The following is a 21,169-nucleotide window of genomic DNA, read 5'->3' as shown; positions in this document are numbered from 1 at the left end:
CTGCGGTGGAAAAAGGAGTCATCAATGCGTTTTAAAATGATCGTACTGGGAGGTGTGTTATTTTCGGTTTTGAGTGTCGCTGTCGCATCCATGACGACTGTGACCCTGCGAGGGATAAACGGCCCGCTCACGAACCCGGGTACTGGCGTCGCCAGCTTTAACCGGGGGAACGGCACGACCCTATCGCTGGCTGATTACCCTGACACGGGCATTGAATACGATCGCTTTTACTGGAGCGAGCTGGAGCCGGTGGAAGGCTGTTATAACTTTCAACTGGTGGATGCGGTTTTTGCGCTGGCCCGGCAACACCAGCCAGCAATGGGGGTTGGTCTGCGTTTTATGGCGCTGGATGAGCCCGCCAGTGGCTCGAAGATACCCGACTGGTTGATTCAAAAAGGCATTAAGGGCGAGTGGACGCCAGATAAAAAAACCTTTGTACCGGACTGGGACGACCCGATGTTTATCGAATACAGCCGGCGTTTGCTTAACGCTTTTGGCCGCCGTTATGACGGCAATGCGAATCTGGCTTATGTCGATATTGGGTTGGTCGGCTCATGGGGGGAATGGCATAACAGTAATTTCCCCTCGATTACGCCGTTGCTGGAACGCTATACCTCAGCCCAATTAAACAAGTACGTCACACTGTTTTTCAGCGCGTTTCCCAAAAGCCCCAAAGTGATGTTAATTAACGGGGGAGATACGCTGGCCTATGCCGTGAAACAAGGTGCCGGATGGCGCGCAGATTGCTGGGGAGACTGGCATAACTTTTCAATGGGATGGAGCCACATGAAAGACGATTATCCAGAGCGGCTGCAAGCGGCAGAGGTGGCGTATCCCGGTTTTAGTTCTGCGTGGCAACGTGCGCCGGTGAGCCTGGAAATCTGCGGTTATATGTCGGAGTGGTTAAGCGTTCAGTACTATTCACGGGAGCAAGTACAAGCGACGTTTGACTGGGCGCTGGCGCAACATGCCAGTACCATTAACCTGAAATCGCGTGCCGTACCGGCGCAATATCGGGACATTGTGGATAACGCGCTCACCAAACTGGGATATCGTTTTCGCCTGGCGTCGTTAACTCATGAATCTGAACTGGTAACAGGGCAGAGCCTGACATTGAGCAGCCAATGGTTTAACGATGGCGTAGCGCCGGTTTATCTGAAATATGATCTGGCCTACCGCGTGGTCAATGACGCCAACAGCGTTATGGTCATGGGAAAAACAACGGACGATCTCCGCACCTGGTTGCCGGGACAACATGACTGCGTCTACCAGTTGGACATGTCCGAATCATTACCGGCCGGGCAATATAATATTGATGTGGCGATGTTGGATGCCAAAGGCGTGTCGCGAATTAATCTTGCCAATGAAGGTAAGCAGGCCGATGGCTGGTATCGGGTTTCTACTATCATTGTGCGCTAAGCGTGGAATAATAAATAATAGACATTATTATGCTGAAAAATATTAGCCATGTATGGCGAGAAGTGAATACGGCAGGCAGTATTAAATCTAAACTGGTCATCCTGTTATTTCGTCTTTCAACTATCTGGCAGTCGTCAAATCTGCTGCTGAAAATAGTCAGTCTCCCTTTTGTTATTCTGAACAAGGTAATCAATGAATGGGTGTTCTGTGTGGAGATCCCACACAGAACCCAAATCGGTTTTGGGCTGAAGATATATCACCCTCACTGCATTGTGCTGAATGCCGACGTTGTTATCGGGGATAACTGCACGTTACGCCAGGGAGTGACCATCGGCAGCGTAGTCAACCGTGATGGTCAGGCGACGAAAAGCCCGGTACTGGGCAATCAGGTAGAACTGGGCGCGAATGCTATTCTGCTGGGCGACATCACCGTGGGTGATAACGTAAAAGTGGGGGCCGGAACCGTAGTCACCAAAAATCTGGCGGAAAATAAAGTGGTCGTCGGGTATGGGGTTAGGGAGTTGAATTGAGTTTATCCGGGATAATGACCTGCCGAACGGCAAAACTGCCATGTTGACGTTTTTTTTAATTAGTGGGCTGAATTTAGGATCATTTAGAAAGAGCTAGCTTTCATTTTAAAAGTGGTTGTTGTCAAGCCTCCGTGGAGGGATCCATGCCTTCATGTTTAGAGTAGGATAATGCGTCAGGGTTAAAAATATTCGGTTCGATTCCTTGTGATACCAATAAATCATAATTTCTTTATCCTGATATGGCCCATTTCAGAACATTGATGGACAGGTGTTCTGTGAATTTAGCTTTTCTCATGACGATCTCCTTAAGAGGCATAATCAGTATGCTGGAAGATCTCTGCAAGTGAATGATTCGGTTTACTAGGATATATACAACCTCTGGAAAGTTACTATCGTTGTTTGTTTTGGTACATAACGGCGGTGATGTAGCAGACTTTATGTACTTGACCTTGCTCATTGAGCTTAAATGTAAATGATTATATTATTCATATAGTTAATCATGGGTGAGTGAGAAAGATAAATTTAACTCACTTTGAAAGTTAAGTTTATCTTAACTATGGTTTATTTTATGATCTATTATAGTTATTGCTGAATAGTCAAGTCTACAGAGATTAGCTCATGGAAAAACCAGAAACCGAATTTAATGATAATTTAAAAAGCCAAACATTAACCATACGACTTTTGAAGAAAAATATTCCGATTAAAAATGCTTTGAGTATTGACCATGGTTATCTTCTACAGGAAACCGTACGAGGTGAGCTTTATATTGACCAGTCAAAATCGGTTCCTCCAGTTTGGGGGAATTTTTTAGGGGAGTTTTCTGGGGGGGAGCTATCTGAGTTATCAAATCAGCATTGTTCTGCGGTTTTATTTATAGAAGTCCCTCCAACTAATAAAAAAGATGATACAAGAATAATGGCTTTAACATTTGGTTATGGCCATCATGCTTTGGAAGCATCAGCATTTGAGCGAAATTTTGGACTCAAAGTTACTTTGAGTGCAGTGACTAGAACTGAGCTTGTCAGCCTTGATACTGCTACTTTAGATTCAACTGTATTTCAGAGGAGAATACAGGCAAGCAAAAAAGCCAACTTCTCTGGATTTGGCATGAATATTGAAAGGGATTTATTAAGACTTGCTGGAGGAATACCATCAGACACATCTTTCGCATCTACACTTGTAGGTAAAGATGCGTTGACTATAACAGCTAGAACTTCACCTAATGACTTTTTGAATAAGTGCTCTAAAGCATTAGATCTTTTTTATAGCAATAAATATAAAAATGAATTTAGCTTTATCGATCACATTATACCTGTATATGATTCAGATCATAAAGATTATCTTGACTCGATTATTTTTAGTGAGATTTCTAGTTTGGTTGGCGGTGGTACTTCAGATTTACATATGGTAATGCCAGAGATTACAAACCCTGATTTTTCTTATGAAGTCAGTTACTATGGTGCTGGGTTTGGTAAAGGAGTAAAAAATCATTTTCCTAGCGTAGATATAAATGACTACATCTCAGAATTATCAAATGGGGATTTTAATTCAATAGAAACATTCGAATCTATAAAAAACAACCAGTATATTTTTGAGGTTAAAAATGGAGAAAGAAGTAAAAAAAACAAAAGAAAGGTTTATGACTGCTTAGTGTTTGAAGTAGAGATAAATGACTTAAAATCAATGTTAAATAGCAATTCTACATCACAGAATAACTCTCAGGTGAATATACCAACTGATTTACCTGAAGGTGTTTATGTTTTGTTCTCAGGTAATTGGTACCTGGTAGATAAGGTTTTTCATGCAAGAATAGAAAGTTCATATTTAAAATATTTATCTAAAGTATCATTTCTCCCTAATACCAAAATGAAGAATGAAAGAGAGTTAATCTTAGAGTTAAATAAATCACCTCACCTTCTTAACTTGGATCAAGTGAAGATAAATCCGACTGGCACGACTAACGCAAACATTGAGCCGTGTGATTTCTTGTCAACTAAATGCCAATTCATACATTTAAAAGATGGTGAATCTTCTGGCCCCATCAGCCACTTATGGAACCAAGGTGTTGTTTCAGCGGAAGCATATCTTAATGATGTGAAATTTAGAAAGGATTTAAATGAGGAAATTAAGAAGAGACAAAAAAAATTTAGTAAAACTGGTTTTGATGCTTTGTTACCAAGAGCAAATGGAAAATTAGACATAAGTAAGATAACAGTCGTTTTTGGTGTAATGAAAACACCTTATGTAAAAACTAGACAAGCAGGATTACCTTTCTTTAGTAAGGTAAGTTTTAGGCCTGTAGCTCAAGCTATTGAAAGTATGGGATATAAAGTAGAGATTCATCTTATTGAGAAAATATGAACTATTTTCATATGAAGATAGTAATTTTTTAGTGTGGTACGTTTGAAAACACCTCACTGTAATGTTTAGAAATTATAGTGAGGTGTTTTAAGAATGAAACTAAATATACTCCATTCTGGCTATTTATTTAACCTACAGAGAGTTTTTTAAATCCATACTGTATACAGAATCTGACAATCCATCTAAAAACATCTTCAATGTAAGTATCCCGATAAAGCGCACTATGCACTTTTGAGATACTCTGGAAGCCTATTCGAAAGGCAACTATGCATATATTTGATTCACTGAATGCAATTTACTTTTAATCCCCCAAGTAAGACTAATAGAACCCTTGATCTTATCGGCCGAGTAGCCAAGATCTGCGATAGCCTCATCAGCAACCCCAACAGGACCGCTCAACCGATAATCTTCGCCATCGATGTGGATCAGCGGGAACAGTGCCTTATTCACTTTCTCAGACAGGTGATGTCATTCGATACGCAGAATAACCATGCACGCTTGGGTGTCTCGACAATATCACTTTGCACATCGACAAACATTGTGTAATCGCCGGTGCGTTTATTATTGGTGAATACTCACCAGTTCCTGTTTTCATCAGCAAAGGAGCCATTCTGCGCGATAAGTTGGGCGACTTCGTCCATCCCTTCGCGGTTTTCCTGCTTCCATTCTTCAACTTTGGTGCAACGAGCTTGTCTGTCAGGCACGGCATTACCCTGACCAGAAAGAGGTGTGTCAGCAGTACTCTGAAGCGGATAAACGTCTTTGTCCACGGTAACGCCGGTGCGGTGTTTCATGAGGGGAATCCCTTTCTGGCCTGAAGGGTGAGGTGTCGCAACAGCGAGCTATCGAATGGTGTTCGATGGAGAAGTCCGTAACCCAAAAAGCAAAAAACCAGCCCGTAGGCTGGTTTTTCTAAATATGGTGCCCGGACTCGGGATCATTCAGCTTTCTATTAAGTTGAAATGTAGCATAAATTTTAACCGTGGTTGTTGTCAAGACCCGTAGGTTGACCCGTATTTTCATAGATAGATCAGAATGATGGGATGCATATATGCGAAAAACGCCCGGCTCGCTCCTTCGGTTCGATTCCCAAGCTACAAATCGTAATGATATAAGCCTTATGCAAACTGTATAATTATTATCCAGAAGGAACCGCGAGGGATGACATTATGTCGGCATCAAAAGACGTTTCTGCTAAACGCGTGGCATTAAATTTACGTACCGAGCCTGATGAACAAGCCGTTACTGAGGAGACGTTGATCGATCAGCCGATTATCATGGCAGGTCCAGATGCTTATCAGGAATTCCTCGTCCGCTTGGGTCAGCCTCCTGCACCAAATGCCTCACTTTGCAACACCATGCAAACACTTGCACCGTGGGAACAGAAAAAATGAGCTCAGCCCCTGAGCCACCCCACGCCGCATTGGAAGGTTCATGCGAGCAGAAACCTAAATGTGCGCTCTAATTTGTTGTATTGTCTTTCCCTTTGACCAATAGGGAAGACAATAGTAGTGAAAAAACGTATAAAAAAGATACTGTTAAGTAAAGCGTTGGATAAGTATTTTTCCACGGTTTCGCGACATAAACGAGGACAATTGCAGGAGTTCTATCGAATCAATGTTATCAAGCGTTCGCGTTTGGCTAATAGAAATATGGATGAAATTTCATCCATAGACATTGCGGAATATAGAGATAATAGATTATCGGAATTTAACGCCAGAACGCAAAAGCCTATAAGTGCGAATACTGTGCGACTGGAATTAGCATTGTTATCGGCGCTTTATAATCTGGCAAAAGTTGAGTGGGGCACATGCTCTATAAACCCTGTTGAAAATGTTCGTAAGCCTACCGTATCGTCAGGCCGTACCCGAAGGTTAACCACTCAGGAAGAACGACAGCTAACCAGATACTTCAAAGATAAAAATCCTGAATTATTGGCTATTTTTCAGATCGCATTGGAAACGGGAATGCGGCAAGGCGAAATTTTGTCGTTGAGATGGGAATATACCGATCTTCGCCTTGGTGTTGCCCATTTGCCTTTGACGAAAAATGGGACATCGCGAGACGTTCCATTATCATCAAAAGCACGGCAAATTCTGTGTGGCTTGGGTGAACGGCCACATCATGAGAATGGCTATATTTTTAGCTACACGTCGAGTGGGTTTAAAAGCGCATGGCGTGTGGCTTTGAAGGCTCTGGCTATCGACGATCTACATTTTCACGATCTCAGACATGAGGCAATCAGCCGATTCTTTGAACTGGGAACGTTAAATGTTATGGAAGTGGCTGCGATATCAGGTCATAAATCAATGAATATGTTGAAACGCTATACCCACCTTCGTGCAACACACCTCGTGAGCAAACTGGATGCACATAAGAAACAGGCTAAAAAACTAGCATCCATCTTTATTCCTTACCCAGCGGATATTGATGTCGATGATACAACGGTTACACTGAAATTTTCCGATCTTGATAACCTGTCTGTGACGGCTTCAACGCATGATGATGCCTTGAAAATTGCCTCTGTGGAATTACTTCGATTTCAGGCTATAGCAGCGAAAAACGGTAAGAGGCTTCCGCCACCCGGCGCTATCTCAGTGAATTCGGTTGATAGGGTTCTTATTAGCCCACTGTAGAGATGCAGATAACCTTTAGATGACGATGTTGAGCTAAATATCGTCATTTTTTATGTCGGGAACCTCGACTAACCAAACTGTCTATTCCGACGACGTGTTTTACATATCACACTGATAATCCGGTGTGTTTTAGTGATTGTTGTATATAACATATGGATGTTACGAGTCATTGAGTAGATAGCAAAACTTAATTTAGCACTTCAGAGTGAGGATGCCTGCTGATTCTGACTGATGTCACACCGGATTATCAGTATGGCAAATGAACGTATTACTGAATATAGCGCTAAACAGAAAGAAAATGCGGAACAACGTTGCAGTATTGATGCTTTGGCTGAGGGTCGACAGGATGAATTTTGTTCATCACTTTCCGATATCAGTAACGACCTCTTTGGGATCCCGAGCACTACCCCGAATTTCCGTACCGAACTGGCTGGTCAGCTTGCCGAACTAATTCCTGAGGTTGTCGCTGATGGCAAGCTGGATGTTGAAAAACTCCGCGAGCTGCTGGCCGATGATGTGGCCGACAGTAACGAGCGCTTTGGCCTGTTTTGGCCGGGGAAAAAGCGCGCGCTGCGCGCCGCACAAGCCCCGACAACTGCAACACTGAAACCAGACTTTGCTAACTCAAAAGACTGGGACGCGACGCAGAATGTGTTTATTGAGGGAGACAACCTTGAAGTACTGAAGATCCTGCAACAACACTATCACAACAAGGTCAAGCTGATTTATATCGATCCCCCTTACAACACCGGCAACGATTTTGTTTACCCTGACAACTACAGAGAGGGGTTGGATACTTACCTTGAGTGGACGCGGCAGGTGAACGAGGAAGGCAAGAAGGTTTCCACCAATAGCGATACCGAAGGGCGCTATCACTCTAACTGGCTGAACATGATGTACCCGCGTCTGAAATTAGCTCGTAATCTGCTCACCGATGATGGCGTAATTTTTATTTCGATTGATGACAATGAACAGGAAAACCTTCGTAAACTTTGCAATGAAGTTTTTGGTGAAGGGCGCTTTATTGCGCAACTTATTTGGAAGTCTAGAGTAAGCGAAGATACTCGAGCTACGACGGGTGTTTCAACTGACCACGAGTACATTCTCGTTTATTCAAAAACTGAGAATGCTGTTTTTCGTGGAACGGAAAAAGACAAAACGAAATTTAATAATCCAGACAATGATCCACGTGGCCCATGGCGTAGTGCCGATCTTACAGGATTAGCGGCAAAAGATGCTCGACCCAACTTACACTATGACCTGATAAACCCTGCCACTTGCGAAAATTATGGATGCCCACCGAAAGGATGGCGATTCGAGCCGGAAACCATGCGAAAAAAGATCATGGAAGGCAGAATCTTATTCCCAGCGAATTCTGGTGGTCGCCCCAGACATAAATTGTTTCTTAAAGAAATGCGAAGTCTTTTTAAGAATATGAGTTCGGTAATAACTGATTCAAATACCGCTGCGGGAACCAGGGAAACAAACGCACTAATTGGAAATGGTGTTTTCAGTTTTCCGAAACCTGTTTCGCTTATTTTTTCACTTGCAGAGCAAATCATGAGCGATGAAGACATTGCCCTAGATTTCTTCGCTGGCAGTGCCACCACCGCCCACGCCGTAATGCAGCTTAATGCTGAAGACAATGGCAAGCGTCGTTTCATCATGGTGCAACTGCCCGAACCTACTCCTGAAGCTTCAGAAGCGCGCAAGGCAGGCTTTGCCACTATTGCTGATATCTCGCGTAAGCGCATCGAACTAGCGGGCGAGAAAATAAAATCCGATGTTGCAGAAAGCAATATAGATACCGGCTTCCGAGCCTATAAGCTGACGGACACCAATTTCACCAAATGGCGCGTCACCAGCGATATCGAACCTGACAAGCTAACCCAGCATTTGCTCGACCTGCGTGGCAGTAGCGTTGATGATGCCAGTCCCGATGACCTGCTTACTGAGCTGCTGTTGAAACTCGGCTATTCGTTGAACGAACATCTCAGTATGCAGACTATCGCCGGGCTGGACATCCGTGCCATCGCTGGCGATACCGATAAGCCACGCCTGCTAACCTACTTAAACGAGCGAATCAAACCCTCATTGGAACAATTGCGGGAACTGGTGAATGCCGAACCTATGCGTCTGATCGTTCTGGAGGATGCCTTCCAAGGCGACGACGAACTGAAAACCAATATTGCTCAATATGCTAGGAGTAAAGGTATTGAGCTGAGGACGGCGTGATGAACCATCATTCTCAAAATACGGGCTTTCAATTTGATTCGCAGCAGCAGTATCAGCTTGATGCCATCAATGCCGTGGTGGATTTGTTCGATGGTCAGCCAAAGGATGCCGACAAGATCGCGATTGCCTTGCGTGGCAGCGTTGCCAGCCGGGAAGGTGAGCTGGATTTAGGCATTGAACAGGAGGTCGGCGCTATCGGCAATAATCTGGTGCTGGATGAAGGCACTATCCTTGCTAACTTACAAACAGTACAGGATCGCAACGGGCTGGAGGTCAGCGAAAAACTGGTTGATGACAAACTGGATTTCGACATCGAAATGGAGACCGGTACGGGTAAAACTTACGTTTATCTGCGTACCGTTTTCGAACTGGCAAATAAGTACGGTTTCACCAAGTTTATCGTTCTGGTTCCCAGCGTTGCCATCCGTGAAGGTGTGAACACCAGTATTCGCCTGATGTGCGAGCACTTCCGCAGCCTCTATCCGGCTCAGCCTTTCGATGCCAATGTCTACAGCGGCGACAAGGCTGAGGAAGTACAGGCTTTTGCTACTGCGACCAACGTGCAAATATTGGTGATGACAATCGACGCGATACGCGGTAACAAGAATACGCGCATCATTCACCAGCAGCGCGACAAACTCAATGGCTTGCGTCCTCTGGATTACCTCAAAGGCACGCATCCCGTGGTTATCATGGATGAACCACAGAATATGGAGTCGCTACTATCGCAGTCGGCAGTGGGCGAACTCGATCCTGTATTTACGCTGCGCTACTCGGCCACGCATAAGCAGCGGCGAAATCTAGTCTATCGGCTCGATCCGGTTGACGCGCACGATCTCGGTTTGGTGAAGCAGATCGTTGTGGCTGAAGTCGCTCAGCACGGTGCGGATGTTGCACCTTACGTCAAGCTGATGGAAGTGAAAGACACAAAAGCTGCGAAACTTGAACTGGCTTGTCGAAAGGCCGATGGATCTATCGCGCGTCGTAGCAAAAAAGTCAAACCGCATCAGGAATTGTCCGATGTCACTGGAAATCCGGCTTACGCTGGCTGGCGTATTAATGCTTTAAGCATCGCCGCCTTCGGTGCATCAGCCAGTATTGAACTGACGCCGAATGGAAACCTGCTGCACGAAGGTGAATCTCTGGGCGGCGCAACGGGCGCGATTTACAAGGAAATGATTCGGGAAACCGTGCGTGAGCATTTGCGTAAGGAAGCGATGTTACGTCCGAAGGGGATTAAAGTATTGAGTCTGTTTTTCGTAGACAAGGTGGTGAGTTTTCTTGGCGACGGGGTGAATAACGAAGACGCAAACGGCGAGTTCACGAAGTGGTTCGATGAGGTGTTCAGGGAAGAGCGTAACAAGTCTGACGTCTACCAAAAATTGCTGCCGCAGGATCCTTGCGAATTACGGCGTGCGTATTTTTCCCAACTGAAAACGCGTGGTGGAACGGCCTTTGTGGATTCATCCGGTACAACGGCCAAAGATGACGATGCCTACAAACTCATTATGCAGGATAAGCAACGTCTGCTGGACGGCGATGAACCGGTTCGCTTTATTTTTAGCCATTCCGCATTGCGCGAGGGCTGGGACAACCCCAACATATTTCAGATTTGTACGCTGCGTGAAATGGGGGCGGAAACGGAACGTCGGCAAACTTTGGGACGTGGTCTTCGCCTGCCGGTAGCGAAAACAGTAAAAGGCTATGAGCGTGTTGCCGACCGCAGCATTGCACAGCTCACCGTGGTTGCTAACGAATCTTACGCTACGTTCGCTCAGAATCTGCAAGCCGAATACAAAGACGCGGGCGTAGCCATCGGACAGGTACGACTTAATGAATTTGCCAAGCTGATGAAGCGGGATCCTTATGGCGCGATGACAGATGACATGCTGGGATTCAAAGCCTCTTCTGCCGTCTTCAAACATCTGGAAAACGCAGGATTCATCAGGGATGGTAAGACAACCTCCATGTTTCTGCCGGATGCAGAAGGATTCTCGTTACATCTGCCTGCCGAGTTCAGGTCCTACGAATCAGATATTATCCGGTGCATCCTTAATGCGGGTATTGAGAAATATGTGAAGCCTGTAAGCATGAGGGCCAAGCGTAAATTCAACAAAGAACTCTACGCCTCGCCGGATTTTGAGAGGCTTTGGATCGCTATCAGCCAGAAAACTACTTATCGGGTGACAGTTAAACACCCTATGCTGATCGAGGCGTGTATAAAGGCGATCAAGGCTGAACCCAAAATCCAGCCGTTACGTATTGATGTCACCCGTGCGGGTGTCAGGGTGCTGCGTGGCGGCACGCGAGGGCAAGAGCTGGGTGCGCGGACTGTCGACCTAAAAGGCAGCTATGACCTGCCGGACATTATCGGTGAGTTGCAGCAAGGTACGTCTCTTACGCGCAAGACGCTGGTGGACATTCTCACCGGCAGCGGCAGACTGGACGAGTTCATTGCTAATCCGAACGACTTTATGGCGATGGTACGCCGTTGTGTAGAGGGCGAACTACAGCGCGTCATTGTCGAAGGCGTTCAGTATGAAAAGATTGGCGGATCCGTCTATGAACTCCGCGAGTTGCAAGCCGACGGCCTTGCCGAAAAGGATTTCTTCAAAGAGCATTTGTACCGCGTCGAACACCCCGAGAAAACCGATTTTGATTACGTCGTGTTTGATGGCGGGCCGGATAGCCCAGAGCGAAAGTTTGCCGAGTTTCTCGATCACCGCGAGGATATCAGGCTGTTTATGAAGCTGCCGCCAAGATTCCAGATCGACACGCCGGTTGGCCCTTATAACCCCGACTGGGCCATCATCAAATCCGAAGGCGGCGAAGACCGCATCTATATGGTTCGCGAAACCAAGAGCACCATGGATGAACAAAAAAGGAGGCCCTCCGAAAATGCCAAAATCAAGTCTGCCGAGGCACACTTCAGAGAAATTGGCATCGAGTATGCGGTTTCAGTACCTGAACAGTGGAATATCTGAGTGTCGGCTGTAGCTGCATGGGCCTGTGAGGAATAGGCTGGATAATCAGTGTGGTAAACCTGTCTCCCTGCTGGAAGACAGGTTTACCAAAAATAGATTACTTGATCTTTTCAACGTTACGTTTTGGCCCTCAGTTTTCTGCCGACGGGGAATTTTCGATATAAGGTATCTACTGCTACGTCATAAATCAGTGCCACCTGCTGTCGCGGGACGCCATTAGCCAGAAGATGTCCGGCTTGCGCCCATTGCTCTGGCGTTAGCTTAGGCCTGCGGCCACCGATGCGCCCTTTAGCTCTGGCGACAGCCAAACCCGCACGGGTTCGTTCGACAATAAGCTCTCGTTCCATTTCAGCCATCGCACCCATAATGTGAAAAACAAACCTTCCCATTGGCGTGGCGGTATCTATGGAATCGGTCACACTACGAAAATGAATCCCGCGTTGTTGCAACGTGTCCATTAATTTGACAAGTTGTCTCATGCTTCGTCCCAATCGATCCAGTTTCCACACCGCGAGTGTATCCCCCGCCTGTAATGCCTTCAGAGCACTATTGAGTTTCGGTTTTTTCTCTGTAGTCCCACTGATTTTCTCTTCAAATATCTGTTCACATCCTAGCCGTTCCAACGCTTCGCGTTGTAAATCGGTGTTTTGGTCATTTGTTGATACCCTGACATAGCCTATTAACACGCCATTTCCTCCTGCTAAAAGCACGGAGAATGCCAGATCGCCAGATAACGCTCATCTGCATAATTGTTGATTTAGGAAAATCAAAAGCGGCCATAAAACCATAAATAAATTCATCACGATTCAGCTCGTGGGTTATCTGTTCAAGCTGCTCGAAAATCCTCGCCTGATTCACTGCCATACATGATCCTTCAGAATGCATAACTTGTTTTTTGCCATAACTATATACCGCTTGTAGGTAAACCAACGATTACACAGGTGCGCCAGGGCAGTAGCCGTAACATCGCTAAAGAGCCTGGCCAGGTCGGTATCAAGAATAAACTCTGGTTTCAGTCTGCTGCGGAAGGAGAAGAGCTTGAGACTCTGCTAAATCAGTGCATTGATGACCCAGCGATAGCTAAAAATAAGATCCGCTTCGTGCTGATCACTGATTTTACTCGCTTTCTGGCTTGGGATACCGCAAGTAAAGAGCGGCTCGACATTGAAATGGACGAGTTACATAGCAACTATGGTTTCTTTTTGCCGTTAGTGGGCCTTGAGAAAGCCATTATCAGCAGTGAAAACCCTGCTGATGTGAAGGCCGCCGAGAAGATGGGGAGATTGTTTGACCTCATCCGAGTCCACAATGACCTCAGTAAGTCGGAAGATATTCATGCCCTTAACGTCTTCCTGACTCGTTTGTTATTTTGCCTTTTTGCCGAAGACACCGGTATTTTTGCCCTCGCCCAGTTCACGTCTGCTGTCAAAAGTTTTACCGAAGAAGATGGCAGCGATCTGGATTCATTTCTTTATCAGTTATTTGGTGTGTTAGATGAGAAGCCTGACAGCCCGCAGCGGCAAAGGCTACCCGCCCATCTTGCAGCATTTCCGTATGTAAATGGTGGATTGTTTGCCAGCGATGAACCGGTTCCCGAACTGCGCAAAAAGGGGCGCAAGATCTTACTCGAATGCGGAACCATGAACTGGAGTGAGATTAACCCAGACATTTTCGGCAGCATGTTCCAGGCTGTGATTGATGTGGAACAGCGCAGCCGCTTAGGGCAGCACTACACTTCATATCGCAATATCATGAAGGTGATTCAGCCCCTGTTTCTTGATCCGTTACGCGTTGAACTGGATAAACAACGTAGCAATGCCAAGGGGCTTAAAGCGTTACTGGTGCGACTCGGCAAGATCAAAGTATTCGATCCTGCATGTGGATCCGGTAATTTCCTGATTGTGGCCTACAAAGCGTTACGCAATCTGGAAATTGAAGTGATTGAGGCTCTGCGTGAGCTGGAACCTCAAACATTTTCAATGAGCGGTCTTCATCTGTCACAGTTTTACGGCATTGAGATTGATGATTTCGCCTGCCAGATTGCTCGATTATCCCTCTGGCTGGCGGAGCACCAGGTGAATAGTCAGTGGGAAAAGGCGTTTGGTTTCGCGCCACCGGCATTGCCGTTACGTGAAAGTGGAAATATTCATAGTGGTAATAGCTTGCGTCTTGACTGGTATCAAGTCTGTCCTAAGCAAGCTGATGACGAAGTGTATGTAATCGGTAACCCACCCTTTTTAGGAACACTGGGACGTTCAGATGAGCAACGTGCTGATATGCAGGCTGTATTTAGCGACTTTAAAGCGTTAGGAACCTTAGATTTTGTTGCTTGCTGGTTCTGGAAAGGGGCGCAATACATTCAACATTCACGTGCTGAGCTGGCTCTGGTAGCAACCAATTCCATTTGTCAGGGAGAGCAGGTTGCGACACTGTGGCCGCCAATTTTTTCCCTCGAGCTAAATATCCATTTTGCATACCCAACATTTCCATGGGCAAATAATGCCCGTGATAAAGCGGCGGTACATGTAATCATTATTGGGCTTTCAGCGAGATCAGAAAAGAGCAGACTTTATCAATACGTACAAGGCGAATGGCATTGCAAAATGGTCGACAATATCAGCCCATACTTAGTAGAAGGAAGCCGACTGGCAATTATTCCACGAAACTCCCCGTTAATAAAAGGTGTACCTCCATTACTTTTTGGAAATAAACCGACTGATGGTGGTTATCTACTGTTAGATCGTTTTGAACGTGATGAATTACTCAAACAAGAACCGCAAGCTGAACGCTGGCTCAAAAAGGTATTAGGTGCCGATGAGTTTTTTAATGGAAAAGAACGTTGGTGCTTATGGTTGGTTGAGGCGAGTGTTGCTGATTTAGAATCAATGCCATTAGTCGGAAAAAGGGTTCTTGCTGTTAAAAATGCCCGTCTTAAAAGCTCCAAATCTGGCACAAGAAAAAAATCGAATAGCCCGCATCTGTTTGACGAAAACAGACATCCAGCATCAGGAAGTTACATTCTTGTTCCAAGTGTTTCTTCTGAACGCCGTATTTATGTTCCTCTTGGTTTTTTTAATGCAGAAGTAATTTCAACAAACGCAAATTATATTATCCCTGACGGCACGTTATACGAATTCGCAATACTTTCTTCGTCAATGCATAACGACTGGATGAGGCTGGTAGCTGGCAGGTTGAAAAGTGACTATCGCTATTCTGCATCGGTAGTTTACAACCCTTTTCCCTGGCCTGAAGTGGCCGCAATACAACGCAAAGAAATCGAGGTACTTGCCGAAGACGTGATTTTAATCCGAGAAGAGTTTCCCGGCCATACGCTGGCTGAACTCTATGATCCCGACAAGATGCCATCAAAGCTGTTAACTGCCCATCAGGCTCTCGATACCGCGGTGGATCGACTTTATCGTGAGCGCCCATTCAAAGATGCAGCGGACCGCTTAAGCTGCCTGCTGGCACGTTATGAAGCACTGACGCAGAAACTGACAGTAACTCAGGCTAAACCAAGAAAGAGCAGAACATCGGCCAACGCAGGAAACCATAATGAATAATTTATTGCATGTTGAGTATGGTCAGACGGGGCGGAGTTCCGGCCTTAATTCGATGGGAATGCGTGAAATGCAGGCCCGAGCTTTTGCTGAACGCAACAGCCAGTATTTGTTGATCAAGGCTCCTCCAGCTTCGGGGAAATCGCGTGCATTAATGTTTCTGGGGCTGGATAAACTGGAAAATCAGAGCGTGCGAAAAGTGATTGTCGCCGTCCCAGAAAAGTCTATCGGTGGCTCTTTTCAGGAGACCAATTTAACCGAACAAGGTTTTTTTGCTGACTGGCGTGTTACATCCGAGAACAATCTGTGTGTGGATGGTGGGGAAGCGGGTAAGGTTCAGGCTTTCCAACGCTTTATGCATGGCAACGAACGTATTCTGATATGTACTCATGCGACCTTGCGTTTTGCCTTTGATAAATTAGTGGTAACAGATTTCGATAATTGCCTGGTGGCTATTGATGAGTTTCACCATGTTTCTGCCGATGGTGATAATCGGCTTGGTAATCTTATTGATGAGCTCATAAAAAAATCGAGTGCGCATATCGTTGCCATGACCGGATCATATTTCCGAGGCGATACCGTGCCGATCCTGTTGCCTGAGGATGAAGCGCTGTTCACTAAGGTGACATACACCTATTACGAGCAGCTGAATGGCTATCAATATCTTAAATCTCTGGGTATTGGTTATCATTTTTATCAGGGGCGTTATATTGATGCATTGCCCACGGTACTCGATACCAGCAAAAAAACGATTATTCATATCCCGAATGTTAATTCCGGTGAATCGACCAAAGATAAATATGGAGAGGTTGATGCTATCCTTGATGTGATTGGCAGCGTGATAAAACGCGATCTTCTGACTGGGGTTTATTATATTGCGGGAAAAAATGGCTGTGAGCTCAAATTAGCCAATCTGGTTGATGATAATCCTAACGAACGATCCAAAATCCAGGCATATTTACGTAATATCAAAGCGGCGGATGACATGGACATCATTATCGCCTTAGGCATGGCGAAAGAAGGGTTTGACTGGCCTTACTGTGAGCATGTGTTGACGATTGGCTATCGCAGCTCTCTGACAGAAATTGTGCAGATTATTGGCCGTGCGACCCGAGATTGTACGGGAAAACCGCATGCTCAGTTTACCAATCTCATCGCTCAACCCGATGCACAGGATGATGATGTGAGGGCATCGGTCAACAATATGCTTAAGGCGATCACCACATCGTTATTGATGGAGCAGATCCTCGCCCCCAACATCCAGTTTAAGCCTCGTTCTCAATGGGACGGTCAGCCACTGCCACCTAATACTCTGCTCGTAGATGATTCCGCAACCTCACCGGTATCCCCGAAAGTGTTGGATATTCTGAACAGCGACAAGAACGAAATTATGGCGACTCTGATGGCTAACGAACAGTTGGTCAAAGAGACAATTAGTGAAACCACACCCCCCGAAACTTTCACTCAAGTGGCTTTGCCTGCTGTGATTCAGACGCTTTACCCAGATTTGACCGACGAAGAGCAGGAACAGGTACGCATAGGAGTATTACAAAGTATGTTGATCACTCAGAAAGGGGGCGTGGTTGATTGGGAAGACCTGCCGCAGGATGCCAATGTGGATATGGCGAATGGCGCTGAAGAAGAGTCAGTAAACAGTGTCGCAGGTAAGCAGTTCCTGAAGATGGGTGAAAAGTTCATCTGTATTGATAATCTGGATATAGACCTGATAGATGCGGTTAATCCGTTCCATGGTGCTTATGAAATTCTCTCTAAATCGGTAACTGCGCCTATGCTGAAAACCATCCAGGAAGCGGTAAGTGCCAGCCGATCGCAGGTCTCCGAAGAAGAAGCAATTATACTTTGGCCTAAGATCAAGCAGTTCACCCGAGAACAACAGAGAGAGCCGTCGCTGAATGCCAGTGATTCGATTGAGAAGCGTTATGCCGAAGCGCTCGCCTTTATCCGCAAAATGAAGCAACAGAAGTTGGCTAATCAGGAGCAGTAAAATGATCCGGTTATCGACAACGCGATTAGCGGCCAAATCAACATTAGATGAGATCCTCAGTGAAGAAGATGATCTCTGTTTATTGAATGTTCACCCTCTGAAGCACAAGGCGAGTCCTGTCGATTTGGCTGGCAATCAGTTTGCTGAAATTGCCGCGTTTTACGATCGGCATGGCCGTATGCCAACTGAAAACAGCACCGCTTCTCTTGATGAAAAACGCCTGGCAAGACGATTGCGCATCATTAAAGAAAATCCCAACATATGTGCTTCGTTGCAAACGCTGGATTGCCGGGGGCTTCTGGCTTCAAATCATATTGAAAATGGTAGAACCCCACTAGCCGCTGAACCAACACCATTATCCTATGCCAACAAATCAGAACTGGTGACTTCTTTAGAGGATATTTTTGCCGACGATGAGGACGGTTTATTAAATTTTGCAGAACCTGATATCTTCAGCTTACAGTATGTTTCTGCTGATAAAAAAGAGCAGCCAGATGACATTGCTCAGCGCCAGCCGTGTCAAGACTTCCAGCGTTTCGAACCCTTGTTTTATAGCCTGCATCAAGGCTTAAAAAATGGGGTTTTTAGTCTTGAGCGTTTTACCCATAAATTGAAAATTGTTGAAGGCGATTTTTTTATTCTTAATGGGTTACTGGGATATGTCCATAGTGCTGGTGAACGTCTGGGTCAGTACCGTACTTACAACGCCCGATTGCGACTGATATTTGAGAATGGCACCGAAATGAACATGCTCTATCAATCCTTAACTCATGGTTTGGTGAGGGATAAAGAAGGGCGCAAGGTGCAACTCAATGGCAAGACGTTGCAACCATCAGATACTGCGGTGCCGACCGGCTTGGTTTATGTGCTCGCGACCACAAGTACAGACCCAGCGCTTATTCCTTATAAACAAAGTCTTTACAAAATTGGTTTTACTGAAACAACTGTGGAGCAGCGCATTGAGCATGCCGAGAAAGATCGTACTTTCCTTGAAGCACCTGTCAGGATTGTGGCTACCAGTCAGTGTTTTAACCTCAATGCCCAAAAATTAGAGGCATTGGTACATGGTTTCCTCGCTGCCCGTCGGCTCAACATTACGCTCAAGAGCCATAACGGTCAGATCTATACTCCAAGAGAGTGGTTTAATGTCCCATTGGCTACAGTTCAGGCCGTTATCCAGCACATTGTGGACGGAACTATTTCGCAATACCGACTGGATAATACGACTGGGAAAATTGTTGCGAAACACCCTGGGTTATAAGGCTATGGCCTGTAAGTATACCAATAAGCTGAGGCATTCACTTTTAGAGCTCTTCCGACATACTGATTGTACTCAGCTTAAGAGACGCTATGCATAAGACTTGATGCAAGCACAATGAACCCCCTCTCATATCCCCCAAAACATAAGATTAATAGCATCCTTGATCTCATCTGCGTAGCCGCCAAGATCCGCGATAACTTCACCAATGACCTCAACAGGAACGCTCGATAGCTCAGTGGTCATCAGCCGATAATCTTCCCCATCGATGCGAATCAGCGGGAACAGCGTTTTATTCACTTTCTCAGACAGGTGGTGCGATTCGATAAGCGGGATAGCCATACGCCGCTTGGGAGTCTCGACAATATCACTTTGCACATCGACAAACATTTTGTAATGACTGGCGCGTTTGTATTCATAAACAATGAATTGCATGATCACCAGTTCCTGTTTTCATCCGCAAAGGAGCCATGCTGTGCGATGAGTCGGGCGACTTCCTCCATCCCTTCGCGGTTTTCCTTTCTCCACGCTTCAGCTTTGATGCGGCGGGCTTCTTTGCCAATGGCATCATTCACTAGCCCGGAAATATTGACTCCGGCAGCACTCAGAACCTGATAATTGTCTTTGTCCACGGTAACGCTGACGCGGTGTTTCATGATAATGCTCCTCTCTTATGCATACTGTGAGTATATACTTCGTGTGGTTGTTCAGCAATTAGCCAAGATTCAAATCCAAACCCCTCAACTCATCAACCGTATAAACCCGAAAAACATTGCGGTGCTTCGCTTCCAGCGGGATACGCTGATGGCTGACGATGGCGTATTTCACGCTATTGAACATCCGCTCAATAGCTCGCTTTATCTGTGGATCGGGCACGATATAGAAGACGTACATCCAACGTTTTTGAGTTCGAGTTATCAAATGTTGGGTGATAATTGCCTGATAACGGGCCTTGGTTTTCAGATGGCGCTCAGTCTCAACGGCGATGACGGTTCCGTCTGGTAACGTTATCACTCCGGCCGGGCGATGATATACCTCATAGCGGCTGCGGAATGTTGAATCAGCGCCGCTGATCCACCCATAAGCGCCTTTCTTCTCAAGAAGGAGCCGTGCTAGCTGACGATCAAGGCGCTGCATCAGCGTCCAGCCAGTGACTTTCGAGGGCTCAAACCGTGCAGGAAAACCATCCTCATGGGGTGTGGCAACAACGGATAATCCGTCATTGGTGATCCCCCACAGAGAGGTTTTCACCATTCTGGTGTTTATTTCATGCTTTTGGATCAATCCCATGTCGATGGCTTTTGCCAGCAACAGATAAAGCGGCTTGTGATTTTTATAATCAAAAAGCAGCATCAGGGTTTTAAAATCGCTGTAGGTTTCTTCTTTCAGAAAGGTGAGCAGAAGTCGCATTTTTTCGTGACTACGCGCCCGGCGTTCATGGTAATCAGAAATCAGCATGGTTCCTCCTTCGCATTTTACTGGGGTGTTCGCTTTTTCGGCTTTATCGCCTCATTACATGGGCGCATACCTTGGGGTACTGGCATGAGTCGACGTCATGAGGCGATCTTGTGGGGATAAAGAGGTGGCTGCTTTGCAGCCATGTGCCAGAAAATACATTTCCCGGCACAAAATGGCGTGCGCCAGTTCATGCGGGCTGGACGCCCTTATTGCCTGGCACATGGGGGTAATGTCGCGGCTGGACGCCACGCCAAAACCCCCAGGGTCAACGGCGGCACACCGTCGCGCGCTACGCGCGACTACCCCCTTTGAGACGCCGTTTTTCGCCCACTTTTTCTTTTGCCCGTGCCGGTCAGCGAAAAAATGGGAAAACGCCTTCAAAGTGGGTAGTCGCGCCTCGCTACCGGCTGGTGGCCGGAGACTTAGCGGCGACGGTGTGCGGGGCTGTCGCCCCCCAAATAAACCGACGCGTGGGCGCGTCTTTTTGCTCGCTGGGGCGGCAAAATTTATTCGGCTCCCCCCGGCCTGCTCGGTTTCCCTTGGGGGAAACGCTCGCCGGTGGGTTCGGGCGACGCAAATTAGCAATTTCTGCGAAATTGAATTTACTCGCCTCACACCACGGGTGAATGCCCGCGGGGCGCAGGCATCCACCCGCCTAAACCCGTCGCGTCCTGCGTCGTGCCTGGATGGCCTGTTGAGCGCTGTCAGTGTTGCGAAAATAAA

The 21,169-nt window shown here is 46.3% G+C and carries 16 protein-coding genes; 10 read left to right on the top strand and 6 right to left on the bottom strand.

Annotation, left to right across the window (positions count from 1 at the left end):
• Positions 1–24 precede the first annotated feature (24 nt).
• The 3 genes from FGI04_RS16090 to FGI04_RS16080 all read left to right on the top strand — a co-directional run bounded on the left by FGI04_RS16090 (position 25) and on the right by FGI04_RS16080 (position 4,310).
• Positions 25–1,419, top strand: a complete 1,395-nt coding sequence (locus FGI04_RS16090) for a DUF4832 domain-containing protein (RefSeq protein WP_407336978.1) — start codon at positions 25–27, stop codon at positions 1,417–1,419.
• A 29-nt stretch (positions 1,420–1,448) separates the two neighbouring features.
• Positions 1,449–1,949 (top strand): serine acetyltransferase, encoded by a 501-nt coding sequence (locus tag FGI04_RS16085; RefSeq protein ID WP_342698827.1) that lies wholly within the window; start codon positions 1,449–1,451, stop codon positions 1,947–1,949.
• A 618-nt stretch (positions 1,950–2,567) separates the two neighbouring features.
• Positions 2,568–4,310, top strand: coding sequence for a DUF6119 family protein (locus tag FGI04_RS16080; protein WP_407274495.1), 1,743 nt, complete (start codon positions 2,568–2,570; stop codon positions 4,308–4,310).
• Positions 4,311–4,885: 575 nt separating this feature from the next.
• Here the strand turns inward: FGI04_RS16080 and FGI04_RS16075 are convergent.
• The gene (locus FGI04_RS16075) at positions 4,886–5,104 is read right to left on the bottom strand and encodes a type II toxin-antitoxin system CcdA family antitoxin (protein ID WP_342698739.1); all 219 of its coding nucleotides are present in this window, start codon (positions 5,102–5,104) and stop codon (positions 4,886–4,888) included.
• Positions 5,105–5,479: 375 nt separating this feature from the next.
• Between FGI04_RS16075 and FGI04_RS16070 the strand changes: the two genes are divergently transcribed.
• The 4 genes from FGI04_RS16070 (at position 5,480) to FGI04_RS16055 (ending at position 12,165) form a co-directional block, all read left to right on the top strand.
• A complete protein-coding gene (locus FGI04_RS16070) occupies positions 5,480–5,704 on the top strand; it encodes a type II toxin -antitoxin system TacA 1-like antitoxin (protein WP_038903497.1) in 225 nt (74 codons plus the stop codon).
• 117 nt (positions 5,705–5,821) lie between these two features.
• Positions 5,822–6,946 carry a site-specific integrase gene (locus FGI04_RS16065; RefSeq protein WP_100849032.1) on the top strand — a complete coding sequence of 375 codons (1,125 nt, stop codon included), beginning with the start codon at positions 5,822–5,824 and terminating at the stop codon, positions 6,944–6,946.
• Between the two features lie 252 nt (positions 6,947–7,198).
• On the top strand, positions 7,199–9,181 hold the full coding sequence (locus FGI04_RS16060) for a site-specific DNA-methyltransferase (RefSeq protein WP_100849033.1): 1,983 nt from the start codon (positions 7,199–7,201) through the stop codon (positions 9,179–9,181).
• Positions 9,181–12,165 (top strand): restriction endonuclease, encoded by a 2,985-nt coding sequence (locus tag FGI04_RS16055; RefSeq protein ID WP_407336976.1) that lies wholly within the window; start codon positions 9,181–9,183, stop codon positions 12,163–12,165. The genes FGI04_RS16060 and FGI04_RS16055 overlap by 1 nt, the downstream gene beginning before the upstream one ends.
• Positions 12,166–12,281: 116 nt before the next feature.
• Here the strand turns inward: FGI04_RS16055 and FGI04_RS16050 are convergent, their stop codons facing one another.
• On the bottom strand, positions 12,282–12,851 hold the full coding sequence (locus tag FGI04_RS16050) for a recombinase family protein (protein ID WP_100849035.1): 570 nt from the start codon (positions 12,849–12,851) through the stop codon (positions 12,282–12,284).
• A complete protein-coding gene (locus FGI04_RS16045; protein WP_023638430.1) occupies positions 12,817–13,029 on the bottom strand; it encodes a hypothetical protein in 213 nt (70 codons plus the stop codon). Before FGI04_RS16045 ends, FGI04_RS16050 begins: the two co-directional genes overlap by 35 nt.
• A 77-nt stretch (positions 13,030–13,106) precedes the next feature.
• On the opposite strand from FGI04_RS16045, the gene FGI04_RS16040 reads away from it, so the two are divergent.
• Genes FGI04_RS16040 through FGI04_RS16030 form a run of 3 tightly spaced genes read left to right on the top strand, consistent with a single transcriptional unit; the run spans position 13,107 to position 18,991 of the window.
• Positions 13,107–15,728 (top strand): class I SAM-dependent DNA methyltransferase, encoded by a 2,622-nt coding sequence (locus FGI04_RS16040; RefSeq protein ID WP_407274672.1) that lies wholly within the window; start codon positions 13,107–13,109, stop codon positions 15,726–15,728.
• A complete protein-coding gene (locus tag FGI04_RS16035; RefSeq protein ID WP_407336975.1) occupies positions 15,721–17,730 on the top strand; it encodes a DEAD/DEAH box helicase in 2,010 nt (669 codons plus the stop codon). The genes FGI04_RS16040 and FGI04_RS16035 overlap by 8 nt, the downstream gene beginning before the upstream one ends.
• A 1-nt stretch (position 17,731) precedes the next feature.
• Entirely contained in the window at positions 17,732–18,991 is a 1,260-nt protein-coding gene (locus FGI04_RS16030; RefSeq protein ID WP_100849038.1) for a GIY-YIG nuclease family protein, read from the top strand.
• 126 nt (positions 18,992–19,117) lie between these two features.
• Here FGI04_RS16030 and ccdB read toward each other — a convergent pair whose 3' ends face one another.
• From ccdB to mobC, 3 genes are read right to left on the bottom strand one after another with little or no spacing between them, the layout of a single operon-like run.
• Entirely contained in the window at positions 19,118–19,423 is a 306-nt protein-coding gene (gene ccdB / locus FGI04_RS16025; protein WP_015854715.1) for a type II toxin-antitoxin system toxin CcdB, read from the bottom strand.
• Between the two features lie 2 nt (positions 19,424–19,425).
• Positions 19,426–19,644, bottom strand: a complete 219-nt coding sequence (gene ccdA / locus FGI04_RS16020) for a type II toxin-antitoxin system antitoxin CcdA (RefSeq protein WP_100849039.1) — start codon at positions 19,642–19,644, stop codon at positions 19,426–19,428.
• Positions 19,645–19,702: 58 nt separating this feature from the next.
• Positions 19,703–20,446 (bottom strand): MobC family replication-relaxation protein, encoded by a 744-nt coding sequence (mobC, locus tag FGI04_RS16015; protein WP_100849040.1) that lies wholly within the window; start codon positions 20,444–20,446, stop codon positions 19,703–19,705.
• Between the last annotated feature and the right edge of the window lie 723 nt (positions 20,447–21,169).

It is taken from the genome of Dickeya ananatis, assembly GCF_019464615.1.
GTDB classification, from domain to species: domain Bacteria; phylum Pseudomonadota; class Gammaproteobacteria; order Enterobacterales; family Enterobacteriaceae; genus Dickeya; species Dickeya oryzae.
The sequence above is the reverse complement of the archived record's forward strand: the minus strand, read 5'-3'. Positions and strand labels throughout refer to the sequence as shown.

Excerpts from the sequence above, each read along its gene's own strand:
- FGI04_RS16035 (WP_407336975.1), top strand. The coding sequence starts at position 15,721 with ATGAATAATTTATTGCATGTTGAGTATGGTCAGACGGGGCGGAGTTCC.
- FGI04_RS16070 (WP_038903497.1), top strand. The coding sequence starts at position 5,480 with ATGTCGGCATCAAAAGACGTTTCTGCTAAACGCGTGGCATTAAATTTA.
- mobC (WP_100849040.1), bottom strand. The coding sequence starts at position 20,446 with ATGCTGATTTCTGATTACCATGAACGCCGGGCGCGTAGTCACGAAAAA.
- FGI04_RS16045 (WP_023638430.1), bottom strand. The coding sequence starts at position 13,029 with ATGGCAGTGAATCAGGCGAGGATTTTCGAGCAGCTTGAACAGATAACC.
- FGI04_RS16090 (WP_407336978.1), top strand. The coding sequence starts at position 25 with ATGCGTTTTAAAATGATCGTACTGGGAGGTGTGTTATTTTCGGTTTTG.
- FGI04_RS16030 (WP_100849038.1), top strand. The coding sequence starts at position 17,732 with ATGATCCGGTTATCGACAACGCGATTAGCGGCCAAATCAACATTAGAT.
- FGI04_RS16080 (WP_407274495.1), top strand. The coding sequence starts at position 2,568 with ATGGAAAAACCAGAAACCGAATTTAATGATAATTTAAAAAGCCAAACA.
- ccdA (WP_100849039.1), bottom strand. The coding sequence starts at position 19,644 with ATGAAACACCGCGTCAGCGTTACCGTGGACAAAGACAATTATCAGGTT.
- FGI04_RS16075 (WP_342698739.1), bottom strand. The coding sequence starts at position 5,104 with ATGAAACACCGCACCGGCGTTACCGTGGACAAAGACGTTTATCCGCTT.
- FGI04_RS16085 (WP_342698827.1), top strand. The coding sequence starts at position 1,449 with ATGCTGAAAAATATTAGCCATGTATGGCGAGAAGTGAATACGGCAGGC.
- FGI04_RS16055 (WP_407336976.1), top strand. The coding sequence starts at position 9,181 with ATGAACCATCATTCTCAAAATACGGGCTTTCAATTTGATTCGCAGCAG.
- ccdB (WP_015854715.1), bottom strand. The coding sequence starts at position 19,423 with ATGCAATTCATTGTTTATGAATACAAACGCGCCAGTCATTACAAAATG.
- FGI04_RS16060 (WP_100849033.1), top strand. The coding sequence starts at position 7,199 with ATGGCAAATGAACGTATTACTGAATATAGCGCTAAACAGAAAGAAAAT.